The sequence below is a fragment of the Vibrio sp. 1288 genome, from assembly GCF_033344475.1.
The window spans coordinates 1-656 of record NZ_JAWPOX010000627.1 but is presented as its reverse complement, the minus strand read 5'-3'; the positions used below and the strand labels follow the sequence as shown (position 1 = coordinate 656).

Below are 656 nucleotides of genomic sequence, written 5' to 3'. Positions count from 1 at the left end.
GCAAAACCATGATGTAACACGCGGTTTCATCCTAACTGAATGATAGTATTGATGAATAGTTGTAAGCAAAACAGTAATTAAAGGGACGGCTTATGTTGGCAGTCACTTTTTCGTGGATGAAATATGACAATCAGATACTCTTTACTTGCGGCCAGTTTACTGGCTGGGCTTGTTCACGCCAATGAAGCACCGAAAAATATTATTTATATGATCGGTGATGGAATGGGCCCTGCCTACACAACCGCCTACCGTTATTATCAAGATAACCCAGAAACTAAACAGATTGAGCCTACAGTCTTTGACTCGATACTGGTTGGCATGGCTCACACCTATCCCGATGATGATACTTATGTCACTGACAGTGCAGCAGGCGCGACGGCCTTAAGCAGTGGCATAAAGAGTTACAATGGCGCCGTCGCTGTCGATACCCATAAAAAGCCAGTTAAAACGATGTTGGAAGTAGCGAAAGAGCAGGGCATGACAACCGCTCTAGTGGCGACTTCGCAAATTAACCACGCGACGCCCGCAAGCTTTGCCGCGCACAACGAATCTCGTCGTAATTATGATCAGCTAGCAGACGATTACTTGGATAACAAAGTAAATGGAAAGCTGCCCGTCGATCTGTTACTTGGTGGTGGTGTTCGATACTTTGAGCG

General features: G+C 45.7%; 1 protein-coding gene. It reads left to right on the top strand.

Annotated elements, in window-relative coordinates; genetic code table 11:
- Nucleotides 1–123 precede the first annotated feature (123 nt).
- On the top strand, nucleotides 124–656 hold a 533-nt coding region (locus R8O11_RS28435), incomplete at its 3' end, for an alkaline phosphatase (protein WP_318195020.1).